This is a genomic window from Streptomyces sp. MNU76, assembly GCF_020982545.1.
Lineage (GTDB): Bacteria > Actinomycetota > Actinomycetes > Streptomycetales > Streptomycetaceae > Streptomyces.
Genome location: NZ_JAJKLK010000003.1, coordinates 751,816 through 766,328, shown reverse-complemented (window position 1 = coordinate 766,328; position 14,513 = coordinate 751,816). Strand labels below are relative to the sequence as shown.

Below are 14,513 nucleotides of genomic sequence, written 5' to 3'. Positions count from 1 at the left end.
CGGTGTTCTTGGCCCAGGGAGTCGCCTAGTAGACTGTCGCGGCTAGTTTTTGGGATAGAGGTGGCGCAGTTTGATGCGTGCGTCGTGGGTGGTGAACTGCCAGTTCACCTGACGCTGGTCGGTGTTGGTGGCGTTCTGCCAGGCTGAGAGTTCGGTGTTGAGGGTGTCGAGGTCGCTGATCCGGCGGTCGAGGCATTGCCGGGTCAGTGCGGAGAGTTCGATCTCGGCGATGTTGAGCCATGACCCGTGCTTGGGCGTGTGGTGGATCTCGAGGCGTTGGGCCAGGGCGAATGCCTCTTCGGGTTCGAACGCCTCGTACAACGAGGCGATGTTGTGGGTGTTGAGGTTGTCCATCACCAGCACCACGGTCTCGGCGTCGGGGTAGTCCACGCTCAGTAACTGTTTGACCTGGCCGGCCCAGTCGATCCGGGTCCGCCGGGACAGTGCCTGAACGCGACGCCACCCGCGCAGGGGTTCGACCCACACGAAGATCGAGGACGTGCCGCAGCGGATGTACTCGCTGTCCTGGCGGGCGTCGTGACCAGGGCGGGCCGGGAGTGGGTCGCGGGCATCGCCGAGGAGCTGGTAGGGCTTCTCGTCCATGCACACCACCGGACGTGCCGGGTCGTAGGGCCGGGCATAGACGGCCAGCACGTCTTCCATCCGGGCCGCGAACTCCGCGTTCGCCCGGGGTGGGATGGTCCAGCACTTTCTCAGGTGAGGGCGCAGTTCCGTTTTTTTAAGACCCGCCCGATGGTGGAGTGGTCCAGATCGGGGATGTCCTCGGCCAGCGCGACATGTTTCTCCAGCAGCCGCAGCGACCACCGGGTATGGCCCTGGGGTGGCTGTGAGCACGCCATCGCGATCAGCCGGGCTTCGACCTCGCCGGTCACCGGCGAGGGCACCGGTGGGAGGTCGCGCTTCTTCCGCGCGATCGTGGCGTGCACATCGCCACCGGTCTCGGCGAAACGCTTGGCGACCAGCCGTAACGTCTCACCGGAGACGCCGAGCCGGGCCGCGATCACCGCCTTGGGATCCACGTCTCCCACCGAGGTGTCCAGTGCTAGCAGTACACGCGCACGCATGATCATCGAGGCCCCACGAACACCCGTGGTGGTCACCCGGACCAACTCCTCACGATCCTGCGGTGTCAACCTGACCGGCCGCTTCTTCTGTGAACCCATGACGACAGTCCTGTCCGGCAAAAGGGAAGGAGGAACCCACCAGACACCAGCCTCCCAACCAGACACGCCACAACTAAGCAGCGACGCACTACTAGTTCGTCCAGGACGAGCACTCGGCCTTGGGCGTGAGGAGCTGCCAGAAGAGCGGCGAGAACGAGGTGGATGGAGAAAAGCTTTTCCTGGGCGGTGTTGGTGACGGTGTCATAAGCGAGCATCGGGCCGTTGGGGTTACGTCGCCATCGCGGTGTGACGGAGCAGCGCCAGCTGTGGTCGGTGTCCGTAGGCGGATCGATCTGATAGTGCAGGTCCGCGCCGAAAAGGCCAGCGTCGCGGTTCAGTTGATCCAGTGCCACAGTGATGTTGTCGAGGGCTCCGGCAACGCGTTGGGTGATGACTTCCTGAGTGTGTCGGAGTTCCTCGGCGAGGGTCTCCACCGATCGGGAGATGAAGGCGTTCTCCTCAAGGCGCTCGGTGCGCACCTTCTCCACGGTGGTGTGGATGTCAGCGTCGGCGGCCTCGTTGTCGGTGAGCCACTCGCTCAGGGCCTGCAGCGCGGCATCTGCCTTCACATCGGGCTCAGTGTCGTCCGTGTGGCTGGCGCGAGCGAGGGCGACAGTGGGATATCCGCTGGTGCTCGCCCGAAGGGAGAGGGCAACCATGCACCCGTCGACAGTCGCGTTGGCGGCCATGTGGAGTTGGTCGGCGGAGCGCCGCTCCCGGGGCGGTTCCCCATGGGGTGCAGCGAGTGGAATGGGTGCTTCGGTGAGAAGCCGCGTGTACTGAGAGGGTAGCCAGTCCGCGGGCCAGTTCAGCAAGGCACGGGCAGCTTCCGGGTCTAGCCCCAGATCGGCTGCCGCGGTGTTTGCGCCGTCTCCTTCGATGACCGCCTGTTGTTCGCGGAGTTCGGCGTCGCAGTTTCGGAGCGTGACGTTCGTTTCCTGGATCCGCCGCTCCAGCTCTTCGATCCGTTGCTTGCGGCCGCTGAGGGCGGCTTTGGCCATGGCCCAGGCGTCCACTGCGTCTGCGAGAAGTGTTACGACCTGGGGAAGAGTGTTGCGCCTGCGGGTAAGCCTGTCGGTGGCTTCGCGGTGGTCTTTCAGCAGTTGCGGTAGGGCTTCGAAAGCCTGGGCCCGCTTGAGTTCAGCCTCTGTGAGAGTGATGCGACGTGCGAGATGCTCAAGGAGGTTCTCCGCTTTCTGCTGGCCGAACAGGGCCTCGTCGTGACGGGCGCGCAGGTGAGCGCACAAGGCAGCCCGCCCGACGGTCGGGTTGGGGAAGGACCCGACGATGTGGACGCCGAGGGCGTCGACGCTGGAGTGCGGAGGCTGTTCGGTCCATTGGGTCTGGTCGGCGAGGGCGTGCAGGAACTGGCGTGCCGGTTCTGGCGCCGAGCGGATGCCGGCTGGCCACGCGGTCTTGTGGCCAGTGCGTGAGGTGGCGGTTGCGGTCCGACTGGGGTCCTCGGTGATGAGGATTGCGCCAGGCAGTGCGGTCAGTGTTTTGAGAGCGGCGGGCAGATCGGCATGTGCCACGCAGACGGCATCGCGCCACGGGTGAAGGGCGGCTTCCCACATGTCTCGGGTCTGGTCGTCGAGGTCGATCTGGTCGAGCAGGCCTACGCCGGTGATGTCCTCCTCTGCGGCCAGCGCATGCAGGACCTCCCCGACGAGACCTGCTTGTCCCTGCTCGGCTTTGCGGAGTTGGTCGGCGTAATGGCGGGCGTCACGTTGGGCGATGCCGCGGTTGATCTCTGCTTCTGCCGTCTGCTGGGTGAGTAGCGTCAGCTGTTCCTGAAGCGCGGCCGCGGTTTCGCCGGCGTGCGTGGCGCTGAGGGTCCGAGCCTCGTCGAGCGTCTTGTGCGCCTTGGCGAGTTCTTCTGCGAGGTGGCGTTCCTCGGTCTGAGCGTTGGTCAAGTCGGTGAGGCATTGGTCTTTGGTCTGTTCGGCTGTTTTGCAGGTGCGGTCGAGTTCTGTGAGGTTGGAGGCGGCGGTCTTCTGGGCTTCCAGGTGTTCAAGAAGATCGGTCGTCGTCTTGTGGGTGGCCGCAGTCTGGGGCAGGAGGATCTCGGCGCTGCGCAGGCGTGCGGTCTCGTCCAGCAGGGTGCGGGCCAGGGCGGCGTGGCGGTCGGCTTCGGCGCTGCCGATCTTGCGGCGGAGTTCGTCTCGGGCCTCTGCTTCGCGAAGCATGGTGTCTTCCCTGGCGAGTGCTTCGTCGTGTCGTTGAAGGGACTTGGCGTATTTGGCTCGCTTGTCCTCCAGTGCCTTGCGTTGTCCTTTGTCGTGTTCGAGCAGGCTGGCGCGGCCGGACAGGGTGATCAGGGCATCACCGATGTGGTCGGGTGAGTAGGTGCCGGCTTCCAGCTTGAGCAGGGAGGGCCGTGAGCGCACCTGCCCGCGGGACGCCACGTAGGCCAATACCTTGGGCGATCGGCCGTAGAGCTGGTTGGCGTATTCGCCGGAGCCCAGTGCCTCGACACCGAGTTGTTGGTAGAAGGCCGGTGCTGCCCGGTGACGCTCGTCGTCTGTACCGTCGGTGAGCAGGTGGACACCGGGGTGGTGGCGTACCTGGACGTGGGGTGAGTCGTTGCTGATCTGCAGCCAGACGCTGTGCGGGCGGCTGCCGTCGGATTCTGCGAAGACGCCAGCGATATAGCCGCGGTCCGCTGCATCGACCAGCTGGGTGGAGGCGCCGGCGATCACGGGTTCGAAGAGCAGGTTGACGGTATTGGCTGTGCCGTTGCTGGTGATCTGCCATTCAGGGTCGCCCAGGAGCAACGCCACGGCGGCGAGGAAGCTGGTCTTGCCTGATTCGTTGGAGTCCTTGGGGCCTCGACCGGTCACGGCGATGAAGGTGCCCGGAATCAGTGCAACCGGGTCGCTGGTGAGCCGGGCGATGGCGAAGGTCTGGACGGCGACCAGTTTCCGGCTGCCGATGATGCCGGTGGACAGATGACTGTCGAGGCCGGTTGGGGTGGTCACGGGTGCTCCTGGGACGGGACGGCGGGTCGGGCGGCTTGGCGACGCCGCGCGATGGCGCTGGCGAGGTGGCCATCGGGCCGGCCGGCGAGGATGAGGTCCTCCCACAAGGCGGCGACGCTGGCTTCACTCAGCCGCTGCAGGCACGAGCCGGGGACGTAGTTTCCCTGGCCTGCGGTATCGACCATCCCTGCCGCGGTCAGGGTGCGCAGGGCCTCGCGGATCGTGGTTTTGGTCAGGGCCCGGTTGCGGGCGAGTTCTCGCAGGGTGACGGAATGCTGAGTGGCGTTCCATTGCGGGTGTGTGTGGCGTCCTTGGGCTCGCGGCAGAGCCACGGTGTGCAGGAGGACCAGGGCGAGGACGGTTCGCTCGGCAGGGCTGAGCGTGCCGATCCCGGCTGCGGTGAGTGCTTCGGCGACCAGGTCTGGGTATCCGGTGGTCCAGGTGCCCTGGGGTGTGCGGATGAGTGTGCGGCCAATGTCGGCCAAGGCGGTCTGGACATGGGCACGGACGTCCGGGTCGGTGAGCGCCGGCAGGTTGCGTGGGGGCAGTGGGCCACACGCACTCTCCAGGGCGGTGACGATGCTGTGGGTGATGTGATCGCTGCTGTGTTGAGCAGTCGCGTCCGGCGGGGTCAGTTCGTGCGGCGCGGTAGCGGTGTCCGGATCGTCAGCGTGCGCCTCTACGGAAGGGGGTGAAGGGTGCACAGTGTGCTGCTGGTGGGGGTCAGGCAGCCGTTGGTGGCCTCTGCGGAGCGCGGCGATCGTGGGACCGGGCAGGGTGGCCACGGCGGGCCCCAGATGCAGCGACGGGCCGACCGCCACGATGAGACCGTGCCCGGGCAGTACGCGCTCCAGAGCAGTGGAGACGCTCTTGCGATCCGCGCCCAGGTGCACGCCGGCGTTCTCGATCAGCTGGGCGGAAAAGGGCTGCCCGGGGTAGTGCGGCACAGTGGGATCGGGCCATGCGGCCTTCAGACACAGGGCCCAGACCAGGGTGGGAATCCGGGGCAGCGTGGCGGGAGCTTGCTCCCCCAGTTGCTCGATGTCCGGGGCGCTGCCCGCAGGCCATCCAAGCCGCAGCGTCATCCTGGTCTCCCCAGCGGCCCGGAGCTGTAGCACGGTCCGGCCCGCTCGTTGGGCGGCGTCAGCGGTTTCCTTGAGCAGGTCTGCATTTCGGGGGGTGGCGACTGAGCCGGCGGCGCGGATGGCTGCCAGCAGGAGTGCGGAGGGAGATGGTGGGGCGCTGTCACCGGTCACGGTTGTGGCCTCCGTTGTCGGTTCCTGCGTGGAGGATGATGTCGTGGAGGTAGGTGACCTTGGCCGTGGGATCGACGCGTACCGGCACAGCTATCTCGATGTGGCAGTCGACGAGAGGATCTGCATCGGCGGCCAGGAGTTCGACCAGCAGTCGCCCGGCTCCGGGCCAGCCTCGTGCTTCGAGAACGTCGGCAAGGGCTGCATGCTGCTGAGGTTGCTCCACAGATGCCACCTGTCGCTGACCTGCACTGCTTCGGGCAGGGCCTGGCGGATCGCCTCGCCATAGGTAGTGGAGCCGTCCCGGCAGACGTACTCGGCCCCGGGATGCTCGCGCAGCCACACCGCCAGGGTCTCGGCGGTGCGATCGGGCAGGACGTCGATCCGCTCGCCGGTCTCGGCGTCAATGATCACGGTGGCGTAGCGGTGCCGGCGCTTGAGGGCGAAATCGTCGACGCCGAGCACGCGCGGGACGCGCAGCGGCGGGACCGCCCTGCGCATGAGTATGCGCAGGGCGGTCGAGCGAGAGATCCAGCAGGCCAGCACGCGTGAGAGGCGTTCACCCGCCCGGCCCGCTAACTCCTTGACCACAGAGCCGAGTTGGTCGGCCAGACGGTTGGTCCGGCGCTGGTAGCGCTCCACGACGCCGGGAACCTGCTCGCGGAACGTCTGCCGCGAGCAGCCGAGCACCGGGCACACCAGCCGCCGCAACCTCACCGAGACGACGACCCGCCGTCCGTCCATGGGCACGTCCGCGACTCTCCGCCCGTGGAACCCGTGCACCCGCCCTGTCGGCGTGCCGCACTCGGGGCACGGCACCAGATCGTGCCGGGTCCGCGCCGTCACCCGGATCAGGCCGCCCTCGTCCGCCACACCCTCGATGACCAGCGCCGACAACCCCGAAAACACCACGCTCACAAGCTCGTTGACATCTCGCACACCATGCCAACGATGCCCGTCACTCGTCGTTACCACCGATTACGGGACAGAGCCGCTCACCGTACAGACCCGACCTGCACCCTGTCCCGCCAGCAGGGACACCCCGGACCATACTGGGTCTTCAAAGTTGAGCGGTGCGGAGGTGTCCGCGGGCCCGGCGGGTGGTGACGCAGCGGGTCCGTAGCCGTTGGTTGTCGGCATTGCGAAGGCCGAACGCGTTGCGGGCGACGAGCTTGATCACGCGGTTGATGCCCTCGCTCTTGGCGTTGCTGTGTCCGGTGTCGATGAATGCGGCGATCTCGGCCCACCAGCGGTCGACGGTGACGGCGAGCTGCCGCACCTCGGGGATGTCGGAGTCCGCGCACCACGTGCGGAATTTCCAGCGGGCGTGGCCGACTTGGTGGCGGTCGGCGCCGGTTCTCGCCAAGGCGAGGAGGTTGCGCAGGTTCTCCTTGGCGATCCATGCCGTCAACAGGGTCTGGCCGATCGTCCCCTCGCCCAGCAGCGTGTTCCACATCGTGGCGAACTGCTCGTCGGTGAGGTCCTCGCGGTTGCGCAGCAGGCGCCGCCTGGCTTTCCATTCCGGGTCACTGGCGCGTCCGCGTCGGCCGCGCATCTCGGCGGTGGTGCGGCGCCGGACCATGGACAGCATCTTGTTGGCGAGCTGGACGACGTGGAAGTGGTTGACCACGACGGTGGCCTGCGGGAGACCGGTGCGGACGGCGGCGCGGTAGGTGGCCGACATGTCGATGGTCACGTACTCGATGCTCTTTCTCCAGGTCAGCGGGGTGGCGGCGAGCCAGGCGAGCACATCGGCGACGGTGCGGCCCTCGACCTGGCCGAGCAGGCCGCCAGTGCCGAGCGCGTCGGTGAACCCCGTGTGCCACCGATCGCGCGTCAGCATCCACTTGCCCGTGGCGGGGTCCTGTTCCCAGCGCGACCGTCCGCGCCGAGTCTCGTCGATGCCCAGCACCTTCACCTCGGGCAGCGGGGCCTCGGTGACCTCGCGTGCGACGGCGCGGAAGGCGTCCATCACGGTCGGCCAGGACAGACCCAGATCCCGGGCGGCCTGGATGACGGTGGAGGCGGCATCGCGTATTCGCCGCCCGGCGGCACCGCGCAGTCGCATGGTGATCCGTGCGCCGGCCGGTAGCTGCGGGATCTGCTCGGTGAAGGACCGGCGCGGGCAGCCGGCCTCCCGGCACCACCAGCGGCGCTTGTGCCAGCGGAACTCCAGTCCGCTCTCGCCGTACGGCAGATCGCGGGGCCGCGTCACCGCCGAGCCCTTCACCCTGGTGGCGAACACCCCACAGGCCGGGCACGCCCGGGCCCTGTCATCGGCCGTGGCCAGGTGGACCCGGCGTGTCCCGTCCGCCAGCCGCTCGACCCGGACGACGGACACCCCGTCGAGGTCGAGCAGCAACGTCGTATCGTTGAGCAAGCCCGTGGCTCCTGCATGATCGTTCTGCGTAGAGAACAGAAATGATCACGCAGGCCCACGGGCACCTTGCGTCCAGGGCCAAGCAGCCCGAACCAACACGGAGCGTGACGCCGTGTCAGCAAACCGAACCAGCGCACCGCTCAACTTCGAAGACCCCGTTTTCCCAGGTCAGAGCCTGCTTGGCGTCGTACTCCTTCTCGGCCCTTGTCAGTCTTTTCCGATCCTTGTGTCCAACCTGCGTCCCGAACACCTCCCGGAAGGACAAGTTCGGCTCCCGCAGCAGCCTGTCTCCCAGCTGGGAGACAGGTTCCAAACCCGAGAGCAGCGGATTCCCCTTCCACGCGCGAAGGCTTCACCCCGGCCGTCGGGGCGGAGCCTCTATGACCGGTGTCGTTGGCTGTCAACGGCCAGGACGTCTACCGGTGCAGAGCCAGCCTTCAGGCTGACCGTCCTTCGCGGGCATACCGGGCCGTTAGAAAGGCGCTCTCGACGGTGAGCACTCATTCCGCCCAGCTAAAGGGCTGCCGTCATACGGTTTGCCTCCGCTCGAGCGGAGGTGATCCGCCCACCACGGGCTCAAGCACGACGCTCCAGCACCCCTCTACGCAGGAATTCACCGCCGGACAGGTCGTTCGTGAAAGTCCCCGGCTTGTCCCTGGATCGGCGATGACTCCCGGGGCGCGGGGGCGGCGTATTCCCCGGCCTGTCGCGAAGTGTCCGACAGGTCAGTTCAGAAGGGGTAGTGCGCTTGCTGTGTGGCGATGGTCACCCAGCGGGTGTTGGAGAACGCCTCGATTCCCCACCTGCCGCCGAAGCGCCCATAGCCGGAGGCCTTCGCTCCGCCGAACGGGGCCTGCGGCTCGTCGGCCACCGACTGGTCGTTGATGTGCACGATGCCCGTACGGATCCGGCGCACCACCGTCAGTCCATGGGTGGCGTTCTCCGTGATGATGCCGCAGGTCAGGCCGTTGTCGGTGTCGTTGGCGAGGGCCACCGCCGTGTCGTCGTCGGAGAAGGTCTCGATCACGCAGACCGGGCCGAACGCCTCGGTGTGGTACAGGTCCGCGTCCTTCGGGACATCGGTGAGGACGGTCGCCGGGTGGACCGCGCCGTCCGGTTCACCGCCGCCGACCAGGACCTTCGCGCCCTTGGCCACGGCGTCCGCGACCAGGTCGGCCACCCGCCGGGCGGCCGATGCGCTCACCAGCGGGCCCACGACCGTGTACGGCTCCCCGGGGTCGCCGACCGGCAGCGAACCCGCCTTCGCGGTGAACTTCCGGGTGAACTCCTCCGCCAGGGACTCGTGGACGAGGATCCGGTCGCCGGACATGCAGATCTGCCCGGCGTTCATGAACACGCTGAACGTCACGGCGTCCACGGCATAGTCCACGTCCGCGTCGTCAAGGACGAGCACCGCGTTCTTGCCGCCCAACTCCAGTACCGCGGGCTTGAGGTGACGGGCCGCCAGCTCTCCGACGATCCGTCCGACAGCGGTGGAGCCGGTGAAGTTCACCGCCCGTACCCGCTCATCGGCGATCAGCGTCTCGGCGATCTCGACAGCGTCCTCACGGGCGTTGGTGATGACGTTGAGCACGCCGTCCGGCAGCCCGGCCTCCCGCAGCACATCGGCAACCAGCAGCCCACAGGCGATCGGCGCGTCCTCGCTCGCCTTGACGACGACCGTGTTGCCCGCCGCCAGCGGCGCCGCCACCGCCCGCACGCCCAGGATGACCGGCGCGTTCCAGGGCGCGAACGCCGCGACCACGCCCAGCGGTTCGCGCACCGCCAGGCCTAGCGCGCCCTGCTCCTGCGCGCTGAGCACCTCACCGCGCGGGGCGGTGATCGCGGCCGCCGCCTCGCGCAGGATGTTCGCCGCCAGCATCACGTTGAAGAACGCCCACGGCCGGGTGCCGCCCGCCTCCTGCGCCATCAGGTCGGCGACCTGTGCGCCGCGCCCGTCCAGCAGGTCGGCTGCCTTGAGGAAGATCGCCCGACGGGCGAAGGGGGCCAGCGCGGCCCATGCCTCGAAGGCCGCGTCAGCCGCGTCCACGGCACGTACGACGTCCTCGGGACCGGCGGCGGCGACGGTGGCGTACACCTCCCCGGTGAAGGGGTTGATGTCGTCGGTGGTCCGGCCGGAGGCGGCGGGCACGTCTCTTCCGGCGATGTACAGGTCTCGGGTGATGGCCATGAGGTCGATCTCCTTGCTACGTAGCGTCGTTGATACGCGTTCTTACGTGGTGATACGTGGTGGGCGTGGTCAGGGCCGTTGAGCCACGGCCTGGTCGGTCAGTTCGGAGGCGCCCGCCTCGACACGGTCGGCGGCCCGGACCATGCCGGCCGCTTCCTCGGCCGGCATGTCCCAGGCCGCGATGCGGCGTACGCCCTCGGGCCCGAGTTCGACGGGCACGGTGAGGCTGGTGCCGTGCACGCCGTACTCGCCGTCCAGCACGACGGAGGCGGGGACGAGCGTCCCGGAACCGGTGGCGATCGCCTCGATGAGGCGGGCGGTGCCCAGGCCTGTGGTCCAGGTGGAGGTGCGCCCCGAGTCGAGGGCCACGTGCTTGGAGTACCAGGTGTCCACGTACTCCTCGGCGGCCACGCGCTGCTCGTCGGTGAGGACGACGGGCTCCCCGCCGACCCTGACCCGGCTGTACAGCGGGACCTGGCCCTCGCCGTGCTCGCCGAGCATCCAGGCGTCGACGTCCTTCGGCGGCACGCCGAGCGCGAACGCGATGCCGGTGCGCAGCCGGAGGCTGTCGTTGAGGGTGTAGCCGATCAGCCGCTCGCGCGGCAGCCAGCCCTGCCGGTGCACCCAGGTCAGCAGCGGGTCGACGGGGTTGGTGAGCATGAGCACCAGCCCGCCGAAGTCCGCTCCCGCCTCCCGCAGGGGACGCAGGCACTCGGTCACGATCCGCGCGTTGTCGGCTAGGAAGACGGAACGGGAGGAGTTCAGCCGCAGCGGGACGGCGGCGCTCAGCACGACCACGTCCGCGTCGAGCGCGTCCTCGGGGGTGCCGCCCCGGACGGTGTCGGCGGTGGCGCCGAGGCCGAGGGCGTTCTCCAGGTCCATGGTGTGGCTGGTGATCATGTTCGGCCGGGTGTCGACGAGCACGATCTCGTACGTCCCCTGCGCGGAGAGCAGGTTGAACGCGGCGGAGGAGCCGATGCCGCCGGCGCCGCCGATGATGACGACCTTCACGTGTGTGCCTTCCGTTCAGCGGGTCAGGAGGAGTAGTGGGCGTCGGCCTCGACGGCGACCTCGAGCACGAGCGGCTCACGCCGGTCCGCCAGTGTCGGCAGGACCTTGTCCAGGACGGACAGCAACGCGGTGTGGTCCTCGACCCGTTCGGCCGGGCAGCGCAGGCCCTTGGCCAGGGTCGACACGCTCAGCTCGGTGAAGGCGGGCCAGGCCGGGGCGGCGGAGCCCTCGCGCTCGGAGAGGCGGTCCATGATCGCGTAGCGGCCGTTGGCGAGGACGACGAACAGGACGCCGATGCCGTAGTGGGCGGCGCTCCACAGTGCCTGGATCGAGTAGAGGGAGGAGCCGTCGCCGAGCACGGCCACGACGGGCCGGTCCGGGGCGCCGTGGCGGACGCCGATCGCGGCCGGCATGGCGAAGCCCAGTCCGCCCATGGCCGCGCTGAGGAAGCCGAGCGGCGCCCGGGCGGGCAGCAGCCGGTGCAGGTCCGGGCGGCTGGAGGGGGTCTCCTCGACCACCACGGCCTTCGGGTGGAGCCGCTCGGCGAGAGCGGCCAGGACGTGAGCGGCTCGCAGGGGTTCACCGGGGAGGGGCGGCTGGGGTGCGGTCGGCCGGTTCGGCGCCGAGGAACGCGGGATGGCGGGCACCAGCTGGGCCAACCGGCGTACGGTGTCGGCCGGTTCGGCGAGCAGCACCAGTTCCGCCGGGCTGCGGTGGGCCTCCTCCGGGTCGTCCGTGATGACGGCGACCCGGGTGCCCGGCTCGGTGAAGTCGCCCGGGGCGTACGGGTATTGGCGGAACGCGGCGGCTCCGACGGTGAGGACCGTGTCGTACGGCGTGAGCACCTCGCGCAGTGCGGGACGCGCGGCGGGCAGGTGGCCGGCGAAGAGACGGTGGTCCTGGGGGAAGCCGGCGCGGGCGCCGAACGGCTCCTGGTAGACCGGGCAGTCCAGGCGCTCGGCCAGCGTGACGAGCGTCTGCCAGCCGTCCGCCGTGTCGTTTCCCGCGCCCGCCACCAGACAGGGCGAGTCGGCGGCCGTCAGCAGCGTGGCGAGGGCGGCCACGGCGTCGTCGGAGGCCGTACGACAGCCTCGCACCGCGACCGGTCCGCGCGGCGCGGCCTGGGCGACGTCGTCGTCGGCCTCGGCGAACCAGTCGTCCATCGGGACGACGACGACCGCCGGACCACGGCCTTCCTGGGCCTCGTGCCAGGCGCGGGCCACGGCGCCGGGGACGTCCTGCGCACGGGCTGGCGTGTGCTGCCACACGGGGTACTCCCCCGCCAGTCCGTCCAACCGCCCGGCCAGGAACGGCTCGTGGGGCAGATGCCGACGGTCCTGCTGGCCCACGATGACCACCAGGGGCGCGCGGTTGGCGCGGGCGGTGGCCAGGGCGCTGACCGCGTTGCCGTATCCGGCGGTGGTGTGCAGCAGTACGAGCGCAGGGCGACCGGTGGCCAGGGCGCTGCCGGAGGCCATCCCGACGACCGAGCCCTCGTGCAGGCCAAGCACGAAGGAGATGTCGGCGGGCAGATCGGCGAGGAAGCCGACCTCGGTGGAGCCCGGGTTGCTGAAGAGGGTGGTCAGGTCGTACTGGCGCAGGACGTCGAAGGTCTGTTCCTTGACGGTCCTGGTATGGGCGGCCGTGGTCATCGCGGGTTCCCTTTCTGGCAGGACTGGACGCTAAGCCGCCCAACCCCGGGGGGCCACGGGCACGTTCACTATGCGAAACGTGCCGTACGTGAGTCGGTCGCCGAGTCGGCGGACGAGTCACTCGACCCCGGGCAGGACCGCTCCGGTGGACAGCTCTCCGCGCAGCCGGCCGGTGATCAGGCGGGCGGTGTCGAGGACTGCCTCGATCTGTGGCGGGCCGGGGTGTTCGACGGTGAAGGCGATCGACACGGCGGCGACGGCGTGGCCGGGCGCCGACACGACCGGCGCCGAGATCGTCCCGAGGCCGCGCACGACCTCGTTGCGTGTGGTGGCGTAGCCGCAGGCGCGGGCCCGGCTGATCTCCGGTCGCTCACCGAGCAGTTGCGGCTCGGCGGACAGCATGGCGATGCCCGGGGAGCCCAGGGTCAGCGGATGCCGGTCGCCGGGGCTGTAGACGGTGCGCGAGCGGGTGCTCTCGACCTCGACGGAGACCAGCGTGACCGCTTCTTCGCCGTCCCGGACGACGAAGAAGGAGGTCAGGCCCACGCACGCGGCCAGCTTGGCGATCTCCGGTTTGGCGATGCGCTGGAGCATGGGCAGGGTGCGCCGGCCCAGTGACTGGGCGCGGGTGCCGATGACGTACCCGTGGGTGGTGTGGGCGACCAGGTGGTGGTCCTGGAGGGTGCGCAGCAGCCGGTAGACGATCGAGCGGTGCAGCCCCATCTGCTGGCTGAGTTCGGCCAGCGTCAGGGGTACGTCCGACAGCGCGATCACTTCCAGCAGCCGAAGGCCCCGGTCCAGGGTCTGGACGGGGGGCCGGCCCGGCGGCGGGGAGTCTTCGGCAGGTCGGGTCATGGCTCGGGGATCTCGTCGTCCAGCGCCGGGAACGCGGTCTCGGCGGGGCTTCCTTCCCGGACCACGGGTCGGCGGGGTTCGCGACGGTGAACGAGGTAGGTGGCGTCGGCGCGTGCGTAGTGCCCGGCCGGGTCGTAGGCGTTCTTCGCGAGGTCGATCTCGTCGAGATCGATGTCGGCGTACACCAGTGCCTCCTCACCCTCGTCGAGGTCCTTGGTGAGGGTACGTCCGTCGGGGCCGAAGATCCGGGAGCAGCCGCCGCCGGCGGTGAGCAGGCGGCGCTGCTCGGGGGTGGACGCGAAGACGTCGATGCCGGCCGGGGAGATGACCTGGGTGGCCATCAGGACGAAGGTGCTGCCCTCGATGGCGTACACCTGGCTCGCGGCGGTGTTGGCCTCGGCGCTGAGCTGGAAGGCGAGGTCGCGGTAGAGACCGAAACACGGCCAACTGGCCACGTGCACCTGCTCGTTCTGCGCGTACAGGGCGTACTTGCTGAGCGGCTGGACGTGCTCGGCGCAGTTCAGCGCGCCGAGCCGGCCGAGCGTGCTGTCGACGACCTTGAGGTCGCTGCCGTCGCCCTCGCCGAACAGGCTGCGCTCGACATGGGTCGGCTTGAGCTTGCGGCGGTGCAGGAGCACGCTGCCGTCGGCGGCGATCACGGTCTGGGTGATGTAGAGGCTGCCGTGGTCCTTCTCGCTGTATCCGAGCGCGACGGTGATGCCGTGCTGTCGGGCGGCGCGGCGGATCGTGGTCATCCCATCGCCGTCGGGGGCGAGCGAGGCGGCGTGGTAGCGGCCGACGAAGGGGACCTGGTCGGCGACCGCTCCCAGCCACAGGAAGTGCGGGTAGCCGGGGATCCATACTTCGGGGAAGGCGATGAGCGAGGCCCCGCCCCGGGCCGCTTCCGCGATCAGGTCGACGGTCTTGGCGACCCCGGCCTCCGCGTCGAGCCAGGCGGGCTCGGCCTGGACGGCCGCGGCCTTGAAGCGGCGAGTGGTCTCTGTCATGT

At 69.1% G+C, this 14,513-nt stretch carries 10 protein-coding genes and 1 pseudogene; all 11 read right to left on the bottom strand.

Annotation, left to right across the window (positions count from 1 at the left end; all coding sequences use genetic code 11):
* Positions 1–42 precede the first annotated feature (42 nt).
* The 11 genes and pseudogenes from E4N62_RS09690 to E4N62_RS09640 all read right to left on the bottom strand — a co-directional run bounded on the left by E4N62_RS09690 (position 43) and on the right by E4N62_RS09640 (position 14,511).
* The gene (locus E4N62_RS09690) at positions 43–825 is read right to left on the bottom strand and encodes an IS630 family transposase (RefSeq protein ID WP_230213530.1); all 783 of its coding nucleotides are present in this window, start codon (positions 823–825) and stop codon (positions 43–45) included.
* The gene (locus E4N62_RS09685) at positions 714–1,184 is read right to left on the bottom strand and encodes a helix-turn-helix domain-containing protein (RefSeq protein WP_230211441.1); all 471 of its coding nucleotides are present in this window, start codon (positions 1,182–1,184) and stop codon (positions 714–716) included. The genes E4N62_RS09690 and E4N62_RS09685 overlap by 112 nt, the downstream gene beginning before the upstream one ends.
* Entirely contained in the window at positions 1,151–4,162 is a 3,012-nt protein-coding gene (locus E4N62_RS09680; RefSeq protein ID WP_230213529.1) for a hypothetical protein, read from the bottom strand. The genes E4N62_RS09685 and E4N62_RS09680 overlap by 34 nt, the downstream gene beginning before the upstream one ends.
* Complete coding sequence (locus E4N62_RS09675) at positions 4,159–5,247, bottom strand: hypothetical protein (protein ID WP_230213528.1); 1,089 nt, start codon at positions 5,245–5,247, stop codon at positions 4,159–4,161. Before E4N62_RS09675 ends, E4N62_RS09680 begins: the two co-directional genes overlap by 4 nt.
* Positions 5,248–5,628: 381 nt before the next feature.
* Positions 5,629–6,324: pseudogene (locus tag E4N62_RS09670) on the bottom strand (ISL3 family transposase); the annotation flags it as partial.
* Positions 6,325–6,475: 151 nt separating this feature from the next.
* The gene (locus E4N62_RS09665) at positions 6,476–7,795 is read right to left on the bottom strand and encodes an ISL3 family transposase (protein ID WP_230213527.1); all 1,320 of its coding nucleotides are present in this window, start codon (positions 7,793–7,795) and stop codon (positions 6,476–6,478) included.
* A 730-nt stretch (positions 7,796–8,525) separates the two neighbouring features.
* Entirely contained in the window at positions 8,526–9,986 is a 1,461-nt protein-coding gene (locus E4N62_RS09660) for an aldehyde dehydrogenase family protein (RefSeq protein ID WP_230213526.1), read from the bottom strand.
* Positions 9,987–10,055: 69 nt separating this feature from the next.
* Positions 10,056–10,997, bottom strand: a complete 942-nt coding sequence (locus tag E4N62_RS48620; protein ID WP_230213525.1) for a malate dehydrogenase — start codon at positions 10,995–10,997, stop codon at positions 10,056–10,058.
* Between the two features lie 23 nt (positions 10,998–11,020).
* Positions 11,021–12,649 carry a thiamine pyrophosphate-dependent enzyme gene (locus E4N62_RS09650; RefSeq protein WP_230213524.1) on the bottom strand — a complete coding sequence of 543 codons (1,629 nt, stop codon included), beginning with the start codon at positions 12,647–12,649 and terminating at the stop codon, positions 11,021–11,023.
* Between the two features lie 117 nt (positions 12,650–12,766).
* Entirely contained in the window at positions 12,767–13,504 is a 738-nt protein-coding gene (locus E4N62_RS09645) for an IclR family transcriptional regulator (RefSeq protein ID WP_230213523.1), read from the bottom strand.
* A complete protein-coding gene (locus E4N62_RS09640) occupies positions 13,501–14,511 on the bottom strand; it encodes a carbon-nitrogen hydrolase family protein (RefSeq protein ID WP_230213522.1) in 1,011 nt (336 codons plus the stop codon). The genes E4N62_RS09645 and E4N62_RS09640 overlap by 4 nt, the downstream gene beginning before the upstream one ends.
* Positions 14,512–14,513: the final 2 nt, after the last annotated feature.